17 protein-coding genes are annotated in these 20108 nt (G+C 46.9%); 8 read left to right on the plus strand and 9 right to left on the minus strand.

Annotated elements, in window-relative coordinates; translation table 11 throughout:
• Positions 1-66 precede the first annotated feature (66 nt).
• Entirely contained in the window at positions 67-603 is a 537-nt protein-coding gene (locus tag B9N86_RS00440) for an acyl-CoA-like ligand-binding transcription factor (RefSeq protein ID WP_244562906.1), read from the plus strand.
• 222 nt (positions 604-825) lie between these two features.
• Here the strand turns inward: B9N86_RS00440 and B9N86_RS00445 are convergent, their stop codons facing one another.
• Genes B9N86_RS00445 through B9N86_RS00460 form a run of 4 tightly spaced genes read right to left on the minus strand, consistent with a single transcriptional unit; the run spans position 826 to position 4590 of the window.
• Positions 826-1839 carry a FecCD family ABC transporter permease gene (locus B9N86_RS00445; protein ID WP_208917171.1) on the minus strand — a complete coding sequence of 338 codons (1014 nt, stop codon included), beginning with the start codon at positions 1837-1839 and terminating at the stop codon, positions 826-828.
• A complete protein-coding gene (locus tag B9N86_RS00450; protein WP_208917173.1) occupies positions 1836-2846 on the minus strand; it encodes a FecCD family ABC transporter permease in 1011 nt (336 codons plus the stop codon). Before B9N86_RS00450 ends, B9N86_RS00445 begins: the two co-directional genes overlap by 4 nt.
• 9 nt (positions 2847-2855) lie before the next feature.
• The gene (locus B9N86_RS00455; protein WP_208917175.1) at positions 2856-3791 is read right to left on the minus strand and encodes an iron-hydroxamate ABC transporter substrate-binding protein; all 936 of its coding nucleotides are present in this window, start codon (positions 3789-3791) and stop codon (positions 2856-2858) included.
• Positions 3739-4590 (minus strand): ABC transporter ATP-binding protein, encoded by an 852-nt coding sequence (locus B9N86_RS00460; RefSeq protein WP_208917177.1) that lies wholly within the window; start codon positions 4588-4590, stop codon positions 3739-3741. Before B9N86_RS00460 ends, B9N86_RS00455 begins: the two co-directional genes overlap by 53 nt.
• Positions 4591-4742: 152 nt before the next feature.
• Between B9N86_RS00460 and B9N86_RS00465 the strand changes: the two genes are divergently transcribed.
• From B9N86_RS00465 to B9N86_RS00475, 3 genes are all read left to right on the plus strand, one after another.
• Complete coding sequence (locus B9N86_RS00465) at positions 4743-5831, plus strand: NAD(P)/FAD-dependent oxidoreductase (protein ID WP_425298565.1); 1089 nt, start codon at positions 4743-4745, stop codon at positions 5829-5831.
• Positions 5832-6026: 195 nt separating this feature from the next.
• Positions 6027-6527, plus strand: a complete 501-nt coding sequence (locus B9N86_RS00470; protein WP_208917181.1) for a sigma-70 family RNA polymerase sigma factor — start codon at positions 6027-6029, stop codon at positions 6525-6527.
• Positions 6524-7654, plus strand: coding sequence for an anti-sigma factor (locus tag B9N86_RS00475; protein ID WP_208917183.1), 1131 nt, complete (start codon positions 6524-6526; stop codon positions 7652-7654). The genes B9N86_RS00470 and B9N86_RS00475 overlap by 4 nt, the downstream gene beginning before the upstream one ends.
• Before the next feature lie 137 nt (positions 7655-7791).
• Here B9N86_RS00475 and B9N86_RS00480 read toward each other — a convergent pair whose 3' ends face one another.
• The 3 genes from B9N86_RS00480 to B9N86_RS00490 form a co-directional block, all read right to left on the minus strand.
• A complete protein-coding gene (locus B9N86_RS00480; RefSeq protein WP_208917185.1) occupies positions 7792-8619 on the minus strand; it encodes an alpha/beta fold hydrolase in 828 nt (275 codons plus the stop codon).
• Positions 8620-8961: 342 nt separating this feature from the next.
• The gene (locus tag B9N86_RS00485; protein ID WP_208917187.1) at positions 8962-9636 is read right to left on the minus strand and encodes a lysoplasmalogenase; all 675 of its coding nucleotides are present in this window, start codon (positions 9634-9636) and stop codon (positions 8962-8964) included.
• A 169-nt stretch (positions 9637-9805) separates the two neighbouring features.
• Positions 9806-10903 (minus strand): PRK06851 family protein, encoded by a 1098-nt coding sequence (locus B9N86_RS00490; RefSeq protein ID WP_208917189.1) that lies wholly within the window; start codon positions 10901-10903, stop codon positions 9806-9808.
• A 319-nt stretch (positions 10904-11222) separates the two neighbouring features.
• Here B9N86_RS00490 and rlmN point away from each other — a divergent pair, with 319 nt between their 5' ends.
• From rlmN to greA, 3 genes are all read left to right on the plus strand, one after another.
• Positions 11223-12281, plus strand: coding sequence for a dual-specificity RNA methyltransferase RlmN (gene rlmN / locus B9N86_RS00495; RefSeq protein ID WP_208917191.1), 1059 nt, complete (start codon positions 11223-11225; stop codon positions 12279-12281).
• A gap of 112 nt (positions 12282-12393) precedes the next feature.
• Positions 12394-13155 carry an AAC(3) family N-acetyltransferase gene (locus B9N86_RS00500; protein ID WP_208917193.1) on the plus strand — a complete coding sequence of 254 codons (762 nt, stop codon included), beginning with the start codon at positions 12394-12396 and terminating at the stop codon, positions 13153-13155.
• Positions 13156-13222: 67 nt separating this feature from the next.
• On the plus strand, positions 13223-13705 hold the full coding sequence (gene greA, locus B9N86_RS00505) for a transcription elongation factor GreA (protein WP_208917195.1): 483 nt from the start codon (positions 13223-13225) through the stop codon (positions 13703-13705).
• Between the two features lie 136 nt (positions 13706-13841).
• On the opposite strand, the gene yedF is transcribed toward greA, so the two are convergent.
• The gene (gene yedF, locus B9N86_RS00510; protein WP_208917198.1) at positions 13842-14069 is read right to left on the minus strand and encodes a sulfurtransferase-like selenium metabolism protein YedF; all 228 of its coding nucleotides are present in this window, start codon (positions 14067-14069) and stop codon (positions 13842-13844) included.
• Positions 14059-15213 (minus strand): selenium metabolism membrane protein YedE/FdhT, encoded by a 1155-nt coding sequence (gene yedE / locus B9N86_RS00515; RefSeq protein WP_425298591.1) that lies wholly within the window; start codon positions 15211-15213, stop codon positions 14059-14061. Before yedE ends, yedF begins: the two co-directional genes overlap by 11 nt.
• Positions 15214-15808: 595 nt before the next feature.
• Between yedE and B9N86_RS00520 the strand changes: the two genes are divergently transcribed.
• A complete protein-coding gene (locus B9N86_RS00520) occupies positions 15809-20107 on the plus strand; it encodes a S8 family serine peptidase (RefSeq protein ID WP_208917202.1) in 4299 nt (1432 codons plus the stop codon).
• Position 20108 lies beyond the last annotated feature (1 nt).

Genomic DNA, 20108 nt, shown 5'->3' on the forward strand with positions numbered 1-20108 from the left:
TCAAATAACAAAAAAACCATTGGGTTGCGAGAACGCAAAAAAGCCAAAACCATGGCGGCAGTTCAGATGCATGCGTTGCGTCTTTTTAGAGAACTGGGCTATCACGAAACTACCGTCGAACAAATTGCCGAGGCTGCGGAAATATCACCGAGTACTTTTTTTCGATATTTTCCAACCAAGGAAGAGGTAGTCACTACAGATAATTACGATCCGCTTCTTAACGCTGCTTTTGAAGATCAACCTTCAGATCTGAGCCCGATTCAGGCCGTCCGTCAAGCGATGGTCTCGGGAGTTAAAGAACTGTCGGATGGTGAGCTGGCCACGATGCGAGAACGAGATCAACTGATTATGAGCATTCCCGAGCTCAGGGCGGCAACCTTGAACAACATGACCGAGACGATGAAGTTGATTTCGGAGATGGTGGCCAAGCGTATCGGCTGTTCGCCGGACGATATGGCAGTTCGTACTTTTGCCGGGGCGGTCATCGGCGTGAATATTTCAGTCATGCTGCATTATGCAGAGCATCCGGATGCTGACTTCAAGCAATTGTTGGATACGGCCTTAGGCCAACTGGAGGCAGGCCTGCCATTGCCGGGAAAGTAACATAAACGATGAGATTTTCCTAGGGACATCTGTCTTAAACGTTATAGCGAAGAATACTTGTTACGGAATCAGAAGGGAGCACCGCGCATTCGTCGGGTGCTTTTTTTCATGAGACGTGTTCGGCGAAGGGTTCGTTGATATTTCGAAATAAGCAAGGTGCCGGTCAATCATATAGACCCTTGCGTAAAGCCGTAGAATTTCAACTTTTTTCGGACATCGCTGTCAATCTGTTTTTTTCAGCAACAAATACATAAAGTAAGGTCCGCCGATCAACGCGACCATAATCCCCGCCGGAATGCCGTCAGGATCAACGAGATTACGGCCAATCGTGTCAGCGAACATCAACAGCCATCCGCCGACCAGAATAGCGACAGGGATAAACATCTGGTTTCGCGGTCCGACCAACGCTTTCGCGATGTGCGGAGCCATGAGTCCGATAAAGGCGATTCCGCCTGTTACCGAAACCGCGGAAGCGGCAAGCGCCACGGCCGTCAGGAGCAGAACAAGACGTTCTTTTTCAATGGATACCCCAACGCCGACAGCGACTGGCTCGCTGAGCCCCAGTAGATTCAACCGATTCGCCTTGTACAGCGTAAATGGTATGAGAATGATCAGCCAAGGGAGAATAGCCCATATAAATGGCCAGTCCGAGCCCCATATGTTTCCGGCGATCCATTTTGCGATAAAATCGACTTTGGAACGCTCTGCGGATGAAGTGATGACAATCATCACGCCCGACAGAGCCATCGAAAAACCAACACCAATCAGTACTAATCTTGTCGGCTGCAGGCCTGAAATGCGGTTGTACGACAGCGCGTAGATCAGAAATGCTGTAATCAATGCACCGAGGAATGCGACCAAAGGAAGTATATACACGAATGAGCCAGCCTCAATAGGAAAGAACAGAAAGAATATGGCGATCGCTACACCCGCACCCGAGTTAATGCCGATGATCCCCGGGTCTGCGAGATCATTACGTGTGATTCCTTGCAAAATAGCACCGGATAACGCCAGCGCCATTCCTGCGAGCAGGGTAATTAGCAATCGTGGTAAACGAATAGAGAATAGCACAAAGTTTTCTTTAAACGTCCCCTGACCGAGCAGAGTCGGGATCAGCCTGTCATAGGACAAGGAGGAGTAGCCCATCCCCATGCTGATGACGGCTGTTACAACAATAAGCGCAGTCAATCCGATGAGAATCAACCGTCGTTTTTTTATAAGTGCTGGATGGATCATGAGAATGCTTTTCCTCCTTTACGAACGATTATCAGGAAGAAAGGCAAGCCCATCATCGCCACGATAGCCGCCACTGGAGTTTCGAACGGAGCATTGAGGGTACGTCCGAGCGTATCAGCAAACAGCATAAAGGTTGCGCCGGAGATTGCCGACATCGGTATGATAAACCGGTAATCCGTTCCGACAACCGCTCTAACAATATGGGGAACCATCAGTCCGATGAATGCCATGTTCCCGACGAGGGCAACCGATGCACCAGCAAGCAAAATCGTGACAATAAACAGAATGGCTTTGATACGCACCGTCTTTTGGCCCAAGCTTACTGCGACCTCTTCGCTTAGACTAAGAATTGTAAGTTGTCTTGAGAGGAGGAGGGCAATGATGATACCGAGCACGATAACAGGGACGATAACCTGAAGCTGGCTCCAGGTGGTCCCGATCATACCTCCGGCTGTCCACATGGAGACATCTTTGGATATTTTGAAATAGATGCCGACGCCTTCAGCGATCGCGTACAAGAACGCGGATACGGCAGCTCCCGCCAGAACAAGACGAAGAGGAGAGAAGCCGCCTTTTTTGATCGCGCCTAAACTGAACACCATGAAGGAACCGACAGCAGCACCGATAAAACAGGCAATCATAATGCCGAAGTAATTCACAGAAGGCATCCATGCCATCGTTATAGCCAGTGCCGCATTGGCACCAGCCGTGAGCCCAAGTAGACCGGGATCAGCCAACGGGTTACGGGTCATACCTTGCATAACAGCACCGGAGACCGCCAGCGCGGCACCGACAAAGATGGCGGCCATTTCACGGGGCAGCCGGATTTCTCGGAGGATCGTAATCTTATCTCCGTGGGCATTCGAGGTTAGCGCCAGCCATACATCGTTTATGGTTGTATCGGCTGCTCCAAATAGCATGGCGACGATAAACATGGCAACAAACACCGCTACACCGGCTAACAGCTTATAAATAAATGGAATGGTACGTTTAGTTTCAGTACTCATGATCGTTCATCAGCTACCAAGAAATGATTTTTTAAAGAAGTCCAGCTGGAAGTCGAGCGTAAGCGGATCATTGAAGTAGAACTCATTCATATTGACCTCAAACACTTGATTGTTCTTCACAGCGGGAATGTTCTTGTACGTTTCGGTTTCCTGGAAGGAGTTATCCTGACCTGGGTCTTTGCTCAGAATGACGTAATCACCTGCGAATTCCGGGAGAACTTCTGAAGATAGGGCATAATAGCCAGCTTCGAGCGCCGTTTCTTTTACCTTCTCCGGCATGTTCAGCTTCATTTCCTGGAACAGAATTTCAGTACCGCGGCCCCAATTGTCGCCGTAGACGTACAGTTGTTTATCGAAATTTTCGATAACGGATACGGTCTTGTCCGGACCGATTTTAGCTTTGATGTCTTCTCCGACTTTCGCCGCACGTTTCTTAAAGTCATCTACCCATGCAGCAGCTTCCTTCTCTTTGTTGAGCAATTTACCAATTTCCAGATGCTGTGTCAGGTAGTCTACTTTACCGTAGGTGTACGTTACGGTCGGCGCAATTTCTTTTAATTTATCAACATTGTTAATACTGGACAGACCAATGATCAGATCGGGATCGAGCTCGATGATTTTCTCAAGGCTTTCATCGCTCACTTCCGGAACATCTTTTAGTTGTGGTTCAAAGCGAGGATTTTTCTTGGACCAGGAATCGACGCCGACAACGTTAACGCCAAGTGACATAACGTTCCCTGTAAAACTGGACAGCACGACGACACGCTGCGGATCAGCAGGAACCTCAACAGGACCATTCTCCGATTGGTATGTTATGGTTGATGACTCGTTTTTTTCTTTATCGTTAGGGGTTGCGTTCCCCTCTTTATTAGTTGACGGATTACCGCAGGCACTAAGAGCCAGCAGTAACAGTAGAATGAACGGGATGTATATTTTTTTTCTCATGTTGTGTAGTTTCTCCTTTTAGTAAGTTGTATGTGATACACATCGGTTTACCCGTTCGGGGATCCTTGCCAATTTCGGCATCAATCTGAAACACCTTTCGCAGCACATCATGATGGATCACTTCCTCGCAGCTTCCGGATTTGACGATTTCACCGTCTTTCATGGCGATGATATAGTCGGCAAAACGGGCGGCCTGATTCAGGTCATGCAAAACCATGACGATGGTGCGTTCTTGCTCTAGATTTAGCTTTTGCAGCAGCTCCAGAACTTCCAGCTGGTGCGCCAAATCCAGGTAGGTAGTGGGCTCATCCAGAAAAATAATGTCTGTTTCCTGGGCTAAAGCCATGGCAATCCAGACCCGCTGACGCTGTCCTCCGGACAAGGCATCTACAGGGCGGAACTTAAATTCTATGGTTCCTGTCACCTCAAGAGCCCAGTCGATGACTTCGTAATCTTTTTTCGTTAAACGACCGAAGCCTTTCTGGTATGGAAAGCGGCCGTAGGATACAAGCTCGCCGACGGTGAGTCCGCTGGCACTTTCGGGTGACTGGGGGAGAATCGCCATCTTTCTGGCTAGGGCTTTGGTGTCTTCTTTAGCGATATGTTTTCCATCCAACAGGATCGTTCCGTCTTGATGTGAGATAATGCGCGTAATGGCTTTTAACAGTGTTGATTTACCACAGCCATTGGCCCCGATAATCGTGGTGATTTTTTTGTCGGGAATCTTCACACTAAGCCGCTTCACAATGAGACGTTCACCATAGCCAATGCTTAAGTCCTCTGTATATAGGCGAGTCATTAGGGAACCTCCATTTAAATTGATTAAAGATTGGTTTTGTTGATAATGATTATCAGTTTCACTACTTTTATTACTTTAAAGTTATGCAATTATGTTGTCAACCTCTAATTTTAGTTGTAAAAAGAGCGGAATGAGATTATATTGTATTGAGAATGATAATCATTAACAATTATTTCAGGGGGTGGGCGATTGTGGAACAACAAGATTTGTTTGATGTGACGATAATCGGAGGAGGGCCTGCAGGGCTTTACTCTGCTTTTTATAGTGGGCTTCGGGAGATGAAAGCGAAGATCATTGAGTATCAGCCGCATTTGGGCGGTAAAATACATGTGTATCCGGAAAAAATGATCTGGGATGTTGGTGGACTTACGCCGGTTACCGGAGCAAAACTCATTGAACAATTGATTGAGCAGGGATTAACCTTTAATCCGGAAGTGCATCTTAATGAGAAAGTGGAGTCGATTACACGGAACGATGACGGAATATTCGTATTACATACCGTTTCAGGACAGAAGCATTATTCAAAAACGGTGATCGTTGCTGTCGGAGGCGGGATTCTCAATCCGCAAAAGCTTGAGATCGAAGGAGCAGAAAGATTTGAAGTGTCTAACCTAAATTACACGGTGAAATCTTTAAAGCGGTTTAAGGATAAAACGGTAATTATTTCAGGGGGAGGCAACTCGGCCATCGATTGGGCCAATGAACTTGAACCGATTGCTAAGAAAGTTTATCTGACCTATCGAAAAAGTACACTGGCAGGACATGAGGCTCAAGCAGCGCAGCTGATGAACAGTTCGGCAGTTTGTTGTTTGAATACGTCGATCACCAAGCTGATCGCTGGTGCCAATCATGAAACGATCGAGCGAGTGGAGCTCACGAATCATGAGACGGGTGAGGTAACGACATTATCCATCGATGAAGTAATTATCAATCATGGATACGAGCGGGATAAAACCTTGCTTGAGAACAGTGAGCTTAATATTGAAATAGCGGATCAATATTACATTGCAGGCGATGCCAATAGTGCCTCATCGATTGAGGGGCTATATGCGGCAGGAGACATTCTGAAGCACGACGGGAAGCTACATCTTATTGCAGGAGCCTTCCAGGATGCAGCTAACGCTGTTAACCAAGCGAAGCAGTATATCCAACCCGATGCGTACAAGTCGGGTATGGTATCCTCACACAATGATTTATTTAAACAGCGTAACCGGGAACTCGTAAAAGAGATGATGCGCTAGAGCCGATGCATAAAGTGGTGAATAGAGTTGGGAACAAACAGACATGGTCTTCATTAGATCATGTCTTTTTTCTTGTCGTTATAGCGGTGTTATATAAGCTATTAAAATGAAACTTCATTGGCTCTTTGGGGCTGATGAAGTTTTTTGTGTAACTTTTGGCAGGGTCAATACGTGTATAGGGTGAGGGGGGAGGCAATGAAACGAGACGACTTGGACCGGATCTATCAAAAATATATGAAAGACGTTTATCGTTACTTGTACTCTCTCTGCCGGGATCATCATATGACCGAGGATATACTGCAGGAAACCTTTTACCGCGCATATTTGCACTTGGAAAACTGCAAGGATGATCAAGTAAAGCCGTGGCTGTTCCGAGTGGCTTATCATGCGTTCATAGATGCAAAGCGGAAAAACAAACGCACCATAATTCAGGATATCGGATTTTTCAACACATTATCTCAGCCTAGTACGTTGGAGAAGCAAGTAATGGAGCAAGAACGGTGGGACGAACTGAAGCTGGCGATCGACGAGTTGCCGGAACAACAGAAGCAGGCCATTTTACTGTATGAATTTCACCAGATGTCATATCAGGAGGCATCGGATCTGATGAAGGTGGGGCTGTCTCATTTTAAAATACTACTGTTTCGTGCGAGACAAAAACTTCGGCAACAGAAAGGGAAGGGTGGGTCAGAATGAGTGACGATTTTCGGCGGAAACTACAGGATTACGAAGAAGGTAAGCTGTCTGAAGAGGAACGGGTGGAGATCGAGAAAGAGCTTGAGAAAATGGAAGCCTATCAGGCGCATTTGGATGAGTTGCTGGGGAAGGAGCGTGCCGGGACCGACAATCAGGCAGAGACGCGTCTCGAAGGGGAAATTATACGGCGAGGGAAATGGAAAGCGCGTTTGAATACGGTTTTAAGTGTGTTGGTCATATTCATTTTGGTTTCGTGGGCCAGTAATATTTTTAGTTCTATTTATTATGGTGAGGGTAACCCTAGCCGAAGGGAAATCTATAGTGATGTGGCTTCTTTTGCGATCGCGGTAACCCACCCGAATGTGAGTGTTTTCTTAAACAGTAATACGAATGGATTTTTCAATTTTGAGCTGACCGGGGATATGAAAAAGCAGGTGGGTGACGAAAGGTATAAGATTGGCGATTACTCGTTGTCCTTTAGGTTTGGAAAACCGAATATACAGCAGATGACATGGTCCAATGATTATCAAAATAACAATTATTTTAAGCTTCCTGAAGAAACTTACGAAGATATGGAGCAGGATTGGAGTACATTAGAGAAACTTCCGGAAGGAACCGTAGCCGAAGCCTATGTATCATTGGACCGTTTTTTTTCGACCGATGAGATATTGAAGCAGTTAGAGGGCAAGAACATGGATCCCGTATGGTTTGCGGTAGATGCCGGGTTAGAGGAGAATGATCTGATCGGATTTCCTTATAACCCGATGTGGCACCACGATGATTTAACGATTACGAGCTACAAGGAAGAGAAATCAGGCTGGTTTGGCAAAACGGTTATGCAGGGAGGCGCTTATCCGCCTGTTGAGGAATACGGAAGCGGTGATTTGAGAAATGAGAATTTCATAAAAACACTTCGATTGATGCAAGATCACTCGTCCATTACCCGGAGGATTGCTCCGTTCCTAAATATCGAACAAGTCACGCAGTATGTTGAGTCGAATGGTGTTAACATCTATGGAGTTGTGATTACGGGACCGACAAAAGAGCTGTTAAAGCTCAAGAAAGAGCCCTGGGTAAGGGATATTCATATGGGAGAAGCCCATTTATGGAATTGGCAGGATAGATAATAAATTAGAAAATAATGGTTAGAATTCAAAATCGACTGGAACACCAGAGATTCAATGTACAGCCTTAGGCTATGGCATTGGATCTTTTTTTGTTAGCTTCCGAAGTCCAGTTAGACTTCGGAAGCTGCTCTTTTTGCTTAATGCTTCGTAATGACCTCAATGATTGTGTCCCACACTTCCCGTGGTAATTCGTGCCCTATACCTTCCAGTGTAGTTAGGGAAGCCCCAGGGATGACATCCGCCAGGTGAACACCATGTGCATAAGGAATGATGGGGTCGTCCGTGCCATGGATAACTTGCGTTGGAACACTGATTTCTGCCGTTCTGCCAAGATAGGATTCACCGCCGGCAATAAGTCCGTGATTATTTAAGCTGGCTGCATTGTCGGAGTGTTCCCATTCTTCCTCAGCCAGTCGGGCTATTCTTTCCTCATCAAAAGGATATTTTCGACCGGTAAGCACGTTCCACCTACCGATCGTAAATTGAATAAACGCTTGCTTATCCGACAAGTCCATGGCGGCATTCTCGGCGAAATACTTCATCACCTTTTCCTCGATCTCGGGCAGATGAGAGGCAAAGTTCGAAGTCATTATGAGCGTAATGGCGGACACTCTGTCCGGATGACGCAGAGCAATCATTTGGGTTAGCATCCCGCCCATGGACATGCCCACGATATGCGCCTTTTCGATTGCGTAGGCATCCAGGATGTGTATAGCATCATCCGCCATGTCCTCAAAGGTGTATTCCGGATGGCCCGGTTCATACGTTGTAGAGCGGCCCACATCACGGTTATCATAACGGATCACAAACCGGCCTGTGTCGCCTAAACGTTGACAAAATTCTTTTTCCCACCAAATCATGGAGGACTGAGCTCCCATGATGAGTAAAACAGCTGGATCGCTGCTGTTTCCGAAGCTTTCCGTATAGATGTGGATTCCGTTACTTTCAATTCGTTGTTTCTTCATAGATAATTCCCTCCACGGTAATAAAAATAAAAAACACAGGCAAAGTGCCTGTGTCACCAGTAGTCGGAAAAAGACAACAAATAAAAGAACATCTCAGGATGCTATATATGTCTTGAAGCGACATAAAGTCCCGTTCATGGTTCCGTTATTATATATCATCAAATAAGGTTAGTTACCTGTAGGTAGACCATTTTCCGATTACATGCACACACAGCACAGCCCAAATCAAGTGCTATTATCTCAATGCGCAATGAACAATCGAAAAATTAGTTAACCACACGTAACCCTCCGTTCCTATGAATTAATGCCATGGTAACATAACACGGTGTATACTAACAACCATTAATTTACAGGAAAATGTCTGGCTGAAGAATATCGGTTCGAACCTTGAAACGCCGCAATGCTCCGTGCAATCAGGAACTGTGCGCTGTAGTAGGTTGTCATAATGAGCACATCGGAATAAGAAATGTCAGATACAAACATATTCCAGGACAGAATCGAGTCAGAGATCACAAACAGAATGCTTCCGGCGATTGCCCACAGGTTGCCGGTCATGATGGCTGACCACAGCATGAGGGATATCACAGTAATGTATGCCAGTACCGGGATGATCAAAGACTCTTGTCCGTTCAATTGCAGTGCAGCGATAAGTTCCTTACCGATGAAGAAAGAATACACCGCAATAGGTACGATGCAGGCGAAACGGATGACAGAAAACTTCCATCGGGTAAAGAAGCCCATCATATAAAACAGATGACCGATCAGGAATGCGGCCAGTCCGAACTCGAACCACCATATGATCAGACCATCGCCCAGCATGCAGAAGAACAATCCGGTCAACATCATATAGTGTATACGTGTTTTTGAATAAGGCATATGCAGGTAGGCATAACCGATAATCAGCATCATAGGAATCAACTTGAACAAAGTTTTGATCGCTACTTGGTCGGATGGAATGAAGAAAATGTAAAGAATGCTCATCAAGAGGATGATCAAAGGCAACCCGTATTTTTTCATAATAGACACGTCCCCCCGAAAAAATGTACTGCAGTACACTTCCACCATATGCCCCGGGAATCCTCTTTATATTGAGTTTTTCATAATAAAAACAGCCGCGCTATGCAGGACGTATCCCGTACCTCACACGGCTGTTTTTTCGATTGAATGTTATTTTTTGTGATTATCGTTAAGATTTCTGCGCTATACCGAGAACTTCACGTCGGAGATCCTCCTTGATCTCTTCAACTTTGTCATGATTAACAAAAGGTACATAGATCTCTTTAAGCAGATCCAATTGTGATTTGGCATTTGTAAGATGCTGGATTGATTCTTTCATTTTGGCCGAATAACGCTGTTTGAAGTCATTAAGAACTTCGGCATGCTGTTCATCCGTTCCCGGTTGAATGCAGCGTGCATACGTATCGACGATCTCATCGGATGGTCGGTCAGGGAAGTACTCATGCGGTGCTGTGCTGTCAAAGATCGCAAATCCGGCTTCTCTCACAATAACCATATCGAGACTGTTCGGATCAAAACCGCAGTGGTAGATTTCCACATCGAACCCTCGTTCCTCACCGGCTGCTGCTATTTTCTTGAGCATGGTTGATTTGCCGGAACCGGCTCGCCCCTTTACGAGATACCTCTTCAAGCCGTTAGTCAGATCGGGGACATAATCCACTGCTCCTTTTGGAGTTGCTGCTCCAAGGAAGCGGTGGTCTACGCGGGGCTGTTTCTCCAGCTTTTGCTCACCATACAATTGTTGAATATATTCGTCAGTCATCTCATTAGCAGCACCAAAATCCATATTGTGTATATACAGTTTTTCCCAATCATCATGTATACGAAGAGCTTCCGCAAAACCGGCGTAGGCATCCTCATGGAACTGCTTTATTTGGAGATTTAGATTTTTAATTTTACTTTGGGAGCCGCTCAGCCCTTCCAGGTCAATACAGGTATCGTCCAGGTTAAGATACTGGATAGCTGCTCCTGTCTCATCAACGTCCATGCCCCGGAAGGCCGCGCCAGTGATCATACCGGTCTTCAAACCAGGAGCGATCCAACCGTCAATTGAATCATTATCCGAAGCAGAGTGCAGGATCCACAGCTCATAGCCGAGTCGGGACGCTTCGTCTCCGATAACCTGTATGAGATTCGTATTACCGCTGCCGGGGGAACCATCGACGATAAAAAGAGACTCTATTTCCTGCAGGGAAGAGTGAAGAAGGCTCGTAAAGCCGCGGGCCGTATTGCCGCTTGTAAAGAAGTTTCTGATGACTTCAGTCATAACTATCACACCTTTCTAGGCTGCTGTCATGGGTTTACTTCATGGTATTATCTTTGGGCGAAAAAGGTGCGGAGTATTCCTGAACGATTCTGTTTCACAAGAGGCAAAGGAAGAGTCAATAACTACCCTTGTGTTCATCATGGAATTTTGGGACAATAATAATCAGAATATTGATGTATATAGATTGAACTAATGAAATAGAAGAACTTCGGGCGGAGAATAATCCGCATTCGTAGTGATGCTCAGGCTAAGAATCTTTAGTTCAACATATAGAGTAAGATTAAATTTTACTGTTTTCGTAAAAAGAAAGGACAGATAAATGAACAAACCATCCATATATGGATTAACTTTAGATCAACTGGCTTCATGGCTTGAAGAACGAGGACATAAGAAATCTCGCGCAGCACGGGTATGGGACTGGCTATACCGGAAGCGGGTCACGAGCTTTTCGGACATGGCGGACGTTAATGAGGAATGCCTTCAGCTTCTTGAGGATCATTTTTCTATATTGACGCTAGAAGTGCACACGAAGCAGGAGTCTGCAGACGGTACTGTAAAATTCCTGTTCAAGCTGGTGGATGGCAACCTGATCGAGACGGTGCTGATGCGTCATAAGTTTGGATTGTCCGTGTGTGTCACCACCCAGGTTGGCTGTAACATCGGCTGCAGCTTCTGTGCGAGCGGACTTATTAGCAAGAGTCGTGATCTGTCCAGTGGAGAAATCGTTGAACAGATCATGAAGGTTCAGCATCATTTAGACGAAGCGAACAACGATGAGCGGGTGAGTCATATCGTTGTTATGGGAATTGGTGAGCCGTTTGATAATTTTGAGAATATGTCTGACTTCATTCGTGTTATTAAAGACCATAAAGGTTTAGCGATCGGACCGAGACATATAACCGTTTCAACGAGCGGACTGGCTCCCAAAATTATTGAATTCGCTGATAGCGATTTGCAGGTAAACCTGGCGATTTCTCTACATGCGCCAAATAATGAGCTTCGTACCCGAATTATGAAGATTAACCGTGCTTATCCGCTGGAAAAACTGATGCCAGCCATTGATTACTATCTTGAGAAATCCAACCGGAGAATTACGCTGGAATATATTTTGCTGAAGGATGTTAATGATCAGAAGGAGCACGCGCTGGAGCTTGCAGAGCTTGTGGGCAACAGAAAAAAATTGGCGAACGTGAACCTGATCCCATACAACCCGGTAGATGAACACAGTCAATACCAACGCAGTACACAGGAATCGATCACAGCCTTCTATGATACCTTGAAAAAGCAGGGAGTCAGTGTCAGTGTCCGTCTTGAGCATGGAACCGATATTGATGCTGCCTGCGGACAGCTCAGAAGCAAACAAATTAATAAAGCATAGTAAGGCTTTTTAAATAACATCAGGGGAAGCAGCAAAGCGTATCGGATTTTTGTGGTACGCTTTTTTTCTAGCATGACATTCCCGGCTTTCATAATAAGGAGGACTTTCATATATGCATACCAAATCCAGTTTATTGAAAGAACTTGAAGACTTGGGTATTGACCGGACAGGAACTCTTCTTGTCCATTCTTCTATGAAAAGTATTGGTGAAGTTGAAGGAGGCGCAGAAACGGTACTAGATGCCCTATCGGAATATATGGAGGGTGGATTGCTTGTCCTGCCTACCCATACATGGTCGTATATCAAGGCCGATAACCCCAAATTTGAGGTGGAACACTCGCCTTCCTGTGTTGGGATTCTTCCAGAACTGTTTCGCAAGCGTACAGGAGTAATCCGTTCATATCATCCGACCCACTCCGTGGCGGCTCTTGGAAAGGATGCTGCAGCATTTACCGAAGGGGCTGAACGATTCGACTCGCCATGTCACCGGGAATCGGTATGGGGCAAGCTTCTGGATCGTAAGGCGACCATTATGCTGCTGGGTGTGGACTTGCGACGGAATACTTTCATTCATGGCATTGAGGAGTGGGTAGATGTACCAGGCCGCCTTACTGAGGGACATGAGGCGCTGTATACGGTGCTGGAAGACGGTACGGAAATTCCGGTACCTTCTCGCAGACATGCTGGCCCAGCCTCTTCTGAATATTTTTGGAAGGTGGATGAGCTGCTGGAGGAACAAGGGGCTATGTACAAAGGGAAGTGGGGAGATTCGGTTGTACGGGTGTGTGACACGGTAAAGTTAACCGACATTATCTCGCCTATGCTGCGGGACAATCCACTTCTGTTTTCAGACAACGAGCCGCTTCTGCGGTAGGCTTAATGAACACAGTTCTCCGATTTAGGGTACAATGGAATAAACCAAGATAATAGGAGCTGTAAAAATGTCTAAAGAAGAAGAGGTAATTGTCACCGCCGAGGGTTACGCCAAGTTGGAAGAAGAACTGAAGTATTTGAAAGGGCCCAAACGTAAAGAGCTGGCAGAACGCCTGAAACTGGCTATCAGTTATGGTGATCTGAAGGAGAACAGTGAGTATCACTCCGCGAAAGATGACCAGTCGTTTATGGAGACCCGAATCATCGTGCTTGAAAAGATGTTGACCAAGGCCAAAGTCATTGACGCGGACAATTTGAACTTAGACAAAGTTAGTGTGGGCTCTGTCGTTGTCTTAAATGATATTGAATTTTCTGAAAAAATTAAGTACCGGATCGTTGGACCGGCTGAGGCGGATGTTGCAGATAATAAAATATCCTACGAAAGCCCGCTGGGTAAAGAGCTGATGGGTAAAGAAGTGGGAAGCGTTATTCATGTAAGTGCCCCTATGGGGATCATTAAATACGAGCTGCTTGAAATTAAAGCGGACTAATGAAACACAAATAAATAAGGGGGTGTCTCAAAAGGTCTGTTGACCTGGGACGCCCCCCTTTTTCTGTTATATAAAAAGACGAGCTGCATTTGGCTCGTCTTTTCTTGTTGTTGCGGTATGACGTAACTGTGATCTTTTAAACCTGGATAAATAGACTGAACTCCTGACCGGTCTTTTCGGGCTCTTGAGCCATGGTGTAGCCATGCTTAACAACTTCCTCAGGCACGTTACGGAAGGCGGACGGGCAGTCAGAAATGACTTGCAGCAGTTGGCCTTTCTTCATATCGCGCAGCGTTTCCAATGTGTAAATAACAGGATAAGGACAAGATTCTCCTCGAAGATCAAGCGTGAAATCAACGGACATTTGTATAATCCCCTTTCTTAAATCCAACGCCGAAGCGGTAGTTTTTTTGCCAATAGACAGCAATGGTGAAGCCGATAGCCAAGACGATCAATGTGACAGCGAGTGCGGCAGCAGGGCCCATCGTTGTAATCAGGTTCACCGGCGATCCGCTCTTCACGAGCAGGTTATAAACACCCATATGATCCCAAGCGTAAGCAAGGCCGGTAGCTCCCAGAATGTTGCCGACAAATACAGGTAAAAAGACAATCTGACCCTCCATCAACCGGTACATCATACCTGTTTCGCAGCCGGCAGCCATTACGATACCGATGCCGAACAGCAAGCCGCCGACAAAGGTGCTTGGAGCGGCAATTTTCGTAATCGGGTCCAGCCCGTATACGAGGATGATCACCAGGGTGGCGACGGAACTGACTGCCATACCGATCGTGATTGCTTTTGTCATTGTAGCACGTCCGCTAATCCACAGGTCGCGGAAGGCAGATGTGAAACAAATCTGGCCGCGTTCGATCAAGATACCAAATGCAGCACCGAAGAGGGCAGCTGTGCCCAACATGTTACGCCCAGTTACAAAGAAGTACACAATAAGTCCAACATAAGCAAGTCCGAGAACAGCTCCGACAAGGGGCTGAATGTTGCGTCTCGGTTTAGCGGCAGGAGCCATGCTGCCTTTTTTCAGGACAGGCTTGCCTTTCCACCATCTTGTGTTTACGACTTTGGCTCCCAGGAATGTACCGATTGCAGTCGCCACAATGAAAATCCAGGAGTGAAAAGAGAATTGGGGAACCCCTGTAAAGAAGGCTGCCAGGTTGCAACCCAGTGCAAGCCGCGCGCCGAAACCGGCAATAATTCCACCGGCAAATCCCTGCACATAACGGCGCTTTTGCTTCGGAATCCGGATCTTGAAGTTGCTGCTAAGCAGAATGGTGATCATGGCACCAATAAACATGCCCCACACAATCCAACCATCAGTCCGTGTCCATGTGGTTCCATCCATATGAACGAGATTGAAATATGCCCAATCCGATATATCCACCCCGAAAAATTCCAGTATATGACCTCCCAGCCGGGTAAATTCGCCGGTTACCGCCCAGACGGTTCCGGTAATTCCGAAATAAACCGCACTTAGGATGCCTGCGATGCTCATGACCAGGTAAGGGCTCCAATAATTTCCGAACCATTTGATGTACAAGTTTTTCACGGTCTCTATATCTCCTCAATCGGTAAGAGTCTACAACCCTTCCATGTTTGCTGAAAAAGCACAAGTTTCATTTTACTACAAACATACGCTGCTTGGGGCATAATTTTGACCTGATATTTTCTCCTGTGGAGGGGTTTAAGAGTGAGATCCGAATATTTGGAATTTTTGGAGGCAGGACTCCAGAACGAAATATTCAGAACAACCTGATGTCTGAAAAAATAATATAAAAGGCCCAGGAACAGTCGATTTCACTCAAAAGGACGATGTTTTTCCGTATTCTGCGACAAGGTGTGATAGCAAAAGGGTATCTATGTCGACAAAATGCTCAAATGAATGACATTACGTTCCACTTGCTGGATTGTACATGCCAATATTCCAAATTCTTCATAATATAGTAATATATCAAAATAGGTGATACTATATTTCCAAAATTAACTATATAACATAGGAATCCATATGATTACGAAAGGAGAAGAGTGCGAAGCAACATGACCGGTGTACATAACCCAAGTTGATATTATAAGAGAATCGAGGGAGTTCATTGAAAAAGAAATCATTTTTCCGAAAATTACCCATAGTCTCACTTGCTCTACTACTGTCAGCTAGCTTTGCTGTTCCGTCAGTTGGCTACGCCGACCTGAATCCGGATATTCGCTCACAGATTGAGTTGAAAGCGGTTCAAAGTGGTGTACATGCCGAAGAAACGGCAGAGGCGTATATTTCACCTGAAATCAGCACCTCTTCTTCGAGAGAGATTAATGTCATTGTGCAGCTCAGCAGTGAGCCTGCTGCCGTCGGCAAATTTGCTGCCCACATGGGGCTTCGCAGCATGTCGGCTGCCTCGATGGAATCAGCTGCAACAAGGGAGCAGTCATCCTTTGAGGATCAGGCCAAGAGACTCGGTATCCCGATCCAGGTCAATTACCGTTACAATACGGTGCTGAATGGTCTGGAGGTTACGGTTCCCGCCGACCGGATTCCAGAGCTGGCGGCAATACCCGGTGTGAAATCCGTATACGAGAATAAAACGTATTATTCCATTCCTGTGCAAGAAGCGCCTGTTTTGTCCGCAGACCAAGCAACCTATGATAATGCTCCGCTGGACCAGATCAACGTTCCGGAAGCGTGGGCTAAAGGCTTAACGGGCAAGGGTCTGAAAGTAGGCGTTATAGATACTGGCGTAGATTACAAGCATCCGGACTTGATTGATGCCTATAAAGGCGGGTGGGATTCGTTCGAGCAAGATAATGATCCGTATGAAGAGCCGCCGATATCTATCGAGGATGATCCCTTTGGAATAGGATTTGCGGGAACGTCTCACGGTACACATGTATCCGGTACGGTTGCGGGTAGAGCGGCTAATAAAAACTCTGATATATATCAAAAAGGGGTAGCCTACGAGGCCGACCTTTATGTATATAAGGTGCTTGGGCGAAATGCCGAAACGGGTCGAGCATCGGGTTCTTCAGCCCAGGTCATTGATGGCATTGAAAGAGCTGTAAAGGACGGCATGGACGTGATCAATCTCTCTTTGGGTTCAGATGTAGAGAAGGACGCGAACTCGCCGGATTCGATGGCTGTGAATAACGCTGTATTATCTGGTGTTGTGGCAGTAGTAGCGAACGGTAACGCGGCAGACAAAGGTCCTTATTACTATTCAATGGGTTCACCGGCAGGTGCACAGCTGGCGATCTCTGTCGGCGCTGTAACGAGCCCTAGTTATTACTTTAACGCTTCGGCTTCCGTCACGCAGGCCACATATCAGGGGGAAGCTGAACCTACGGTCAGTGCAACCGAAGCGACTTACTCGGATATGGACCTTAATGTGATGGGCTGGAAGGTTGCGGGGGAGGACTTTGCTTCTATTCTGGGAACCGAGCCGATTGAACTTGTATATGCGGATTTGGGACAGGCTGAGGACTTTGAGAATCTGGACGTTAAGGATAAGGTTGTCCTTATTTCCCGAGGCAATTTGGCGTTTGTGGACAAACTGGCTAACGCCAAGCTGAAAGGCGCAAGAGCGGTGATTTTCTTCAACGGAAATACGAAACCGGGGAATGCAAATGAAGCGGATCTGTCGGAATCTATTGCAAATCGGGATGGTTTCATTGCCACCATTCTCGGCGAAAGTTTTGAATTTATCCCAACCTTTGATATGCAGGGAGCGTTAGGACGAGGGATTGCACGACAAATTGTGGGTCATCCGGATGAGGCTGTAACCGTCACGTTCGGAGGGGCTTATCCGCGGATCGATGTGAGAGGCGATACGATGGCTTCCTTTAGCTCACGCGGACCGAACGCAGACGGATTTCTGGGCATCAAGCCGGATTTGGTAGCACCGGGTGTTAACATCCGGTCGACATGGCCGGCCTATGGACTGGGTAATCCTGACGCTTCTTATGATGAAGCGTATAACCGAAACAGTGGAACAAGTATGGCTTCACCGCATGTAGCCGGACTAGCTCTTCTGCTTTTGCAGCAGAATCCGGATTGGTCGCCGTTTGATGTGCGCGCTGCTTTGGCGAATACATCGGACTCCCTGTTTGACGAGAACAATCAGTTGTATGATGTATATTCCCAGGGTGCAGGACGTGCTGATGTAGGTAGTGCTTTGGAAACACCGGCATTGCTGCAAACAGTAGAACAGCTTACCATTCTGGACAAACAGCTGAATCCGAAGCAGGTCGTGAATTATGGATCGTCTGCAAGCTTCGGCATTGGGAAAGCTGGAAGCGGTGCTCAGATGATGGAGCTGCAACTGAAAAATATTTCGGGAAGCAAGGTTCAGTATAAGGCAACTATTGAATTGCATGACAGTGTTACATCCGATCCGTTGAACCCGATTAAGACGCCGGATGTAAATGGAATATCAGCTAACCTGGTTGGTATCAGTACAGAGGGAACCATATCGGCGGAAGCGGGAAAAAGTCAGCCGTTCTTCCTGTCGGTCGAAAGGAAGGATACAGCTGTAGATGGAGTATATGAGGGGGCTGTTGTGCTGGAGGCAAGCGGCTTGCCGTCACTGCATCTTCCATTCTCTTTGCATGTCGGTGAAGCACCTCCGGCTACTGGATACGGCATTCAGGAACTGTCCTTTACCCCTACGGTCATTACACCGAATGGGGATGGTAAGCATGATTCGGCTAATCTGTCCTTCCGGATTACGGAAGACGTAAACTACATGCGGTTACTGGTAATAGACTTGCAAGGTAATGAGCTCGGTATCGTAGGCGAATTCATAAAAGAAGACGACACGGGCGGAATCGAACTGCTCGATCAAGGCTATTACAAGATACCTATTGATGGTACCTACACGAAGTTAGATAAGAATGGCAGCCCTGAAGTAGATAAGGATGGAAAGTGGGTGAAAAGCAAACTCAAAGACGGGACGTATTCAATTGGTGTATATGCTTACTTGATTGGAGACAAGGGCTTGCTCAAGAAGTATGAAGCCTACAGAGCGTTCCGGGTCGATAATACGCCGGCGACGAATCCAGGAGACGGAAACGGCTCCGGAGGCAATAACGGTGGAGGTAGCAGCGGGGGATCTGGCGGTGGTGCAGGAGGAAGTTCAACCACTCCGACACCGACACCAGGCCCAGCTCAGCCAGCCCCTTCAGGAGCGCCGGCATTACAGTCCGTGATGAAGCAAGGACAGGTCGTTAAGAGTGTACCGACTGCAGCGGTTGTTAAAGATCAAATTCAGTCTTTAACTGTGAAAGATGAGGATTTGCAGGCTGCTGTGAGTGCAGCAGGCACAAGCCCGTCAGCCATTGTACTGTCAGTTAGCAAGCCGGAAGGACAGACAACCAAGGCCGTTCTTACACCTTCCCAGTTGGCGATATTGTTAAAGTCAGCAACCGGAAGCAGCCTTATTATAAGTAATACAAGCTCTTCGATGTCCGTACCTATAGCGGTGTTGAAATCAGTGCCTGCCGGATCAAGCCTAGAGCTGATCATTGGTAAAGGTGACTCCTTCAGCGGAGTGTTTACGAAAGGTTTTCCAGGTGTAACGTTGATAGGGTCTCCGGTCACTTTCGACATTCAAACGGTCAATAGTGGAACAAATAAAGGGATTAAATTACCGGCAGGTCAGAGGATTCTCAGCTCCTTCACCGTACCTGGGCAGCTGGAAGCTTATTCGGCAGGTGTCCTGTATGCGGAAGATGGCAAGGTAAATCCGGCACCATCTGTTCTGACGAAACAAAAAGACGGAACTACGGTGGTAACCGTGAGTCGTTCGGGCGTATCCACTTATGCTGCGGCCTCACGCCCGGTGAAGTTTACTGATATTTCGTCTTCATATGCTCAATCCCAGATCAAAGCGCTGGCAGGTAAACTGCTGATGAACGGTACATCGGAAACGACATTCTCACCGAAGAACAATGTAACCCGTGCAGAATTTGCGTCGATGCTGTCCAGAGCACTTGGTTTGACACCATCTACGGCGACTCCGTTTACAGACGTGAAAGCAGGAAGCTGGTATGCAGGTCACGTTGCCGCCGCTTATGAGGCGGGACTTATAGGTGGACATGCCAATGGAAGCTTTGATCCGAATGCGAGCATCAGCCGTCAGGATATGTCTGTCATGCTTGCCAAAGCAATCGCTCTGCTTCAGATTGAGCCGAAGGCTGAAGGGCCAGCCCGCGTACCTTATGGGGATGCGGCATCACTAGCCCGTTATGCACAGCAAAGCATTGAAGCTGTAACAGCGCTCGGCTTGATGAACGGTGAAACTTCGGGGGGTGTATCCTACTTCCGTCCGCAGGCACCGACTACGCGCGAGGCAGCGGCAAAAGTACTGTACATTCTTCTTCAGAAGGGAGAATTGATCAATTAAA

This window comes from Paenibacillus uliginis N3/975 (assembly GCF_900177425.1).
GTDB classification, from domain to species: Bacteria; Bacillota; Bacilli; order Paenibacillales; family Paenibacillaceae; genus Paenibacillus_AQ; species Paenibacillus_AQ uliginis.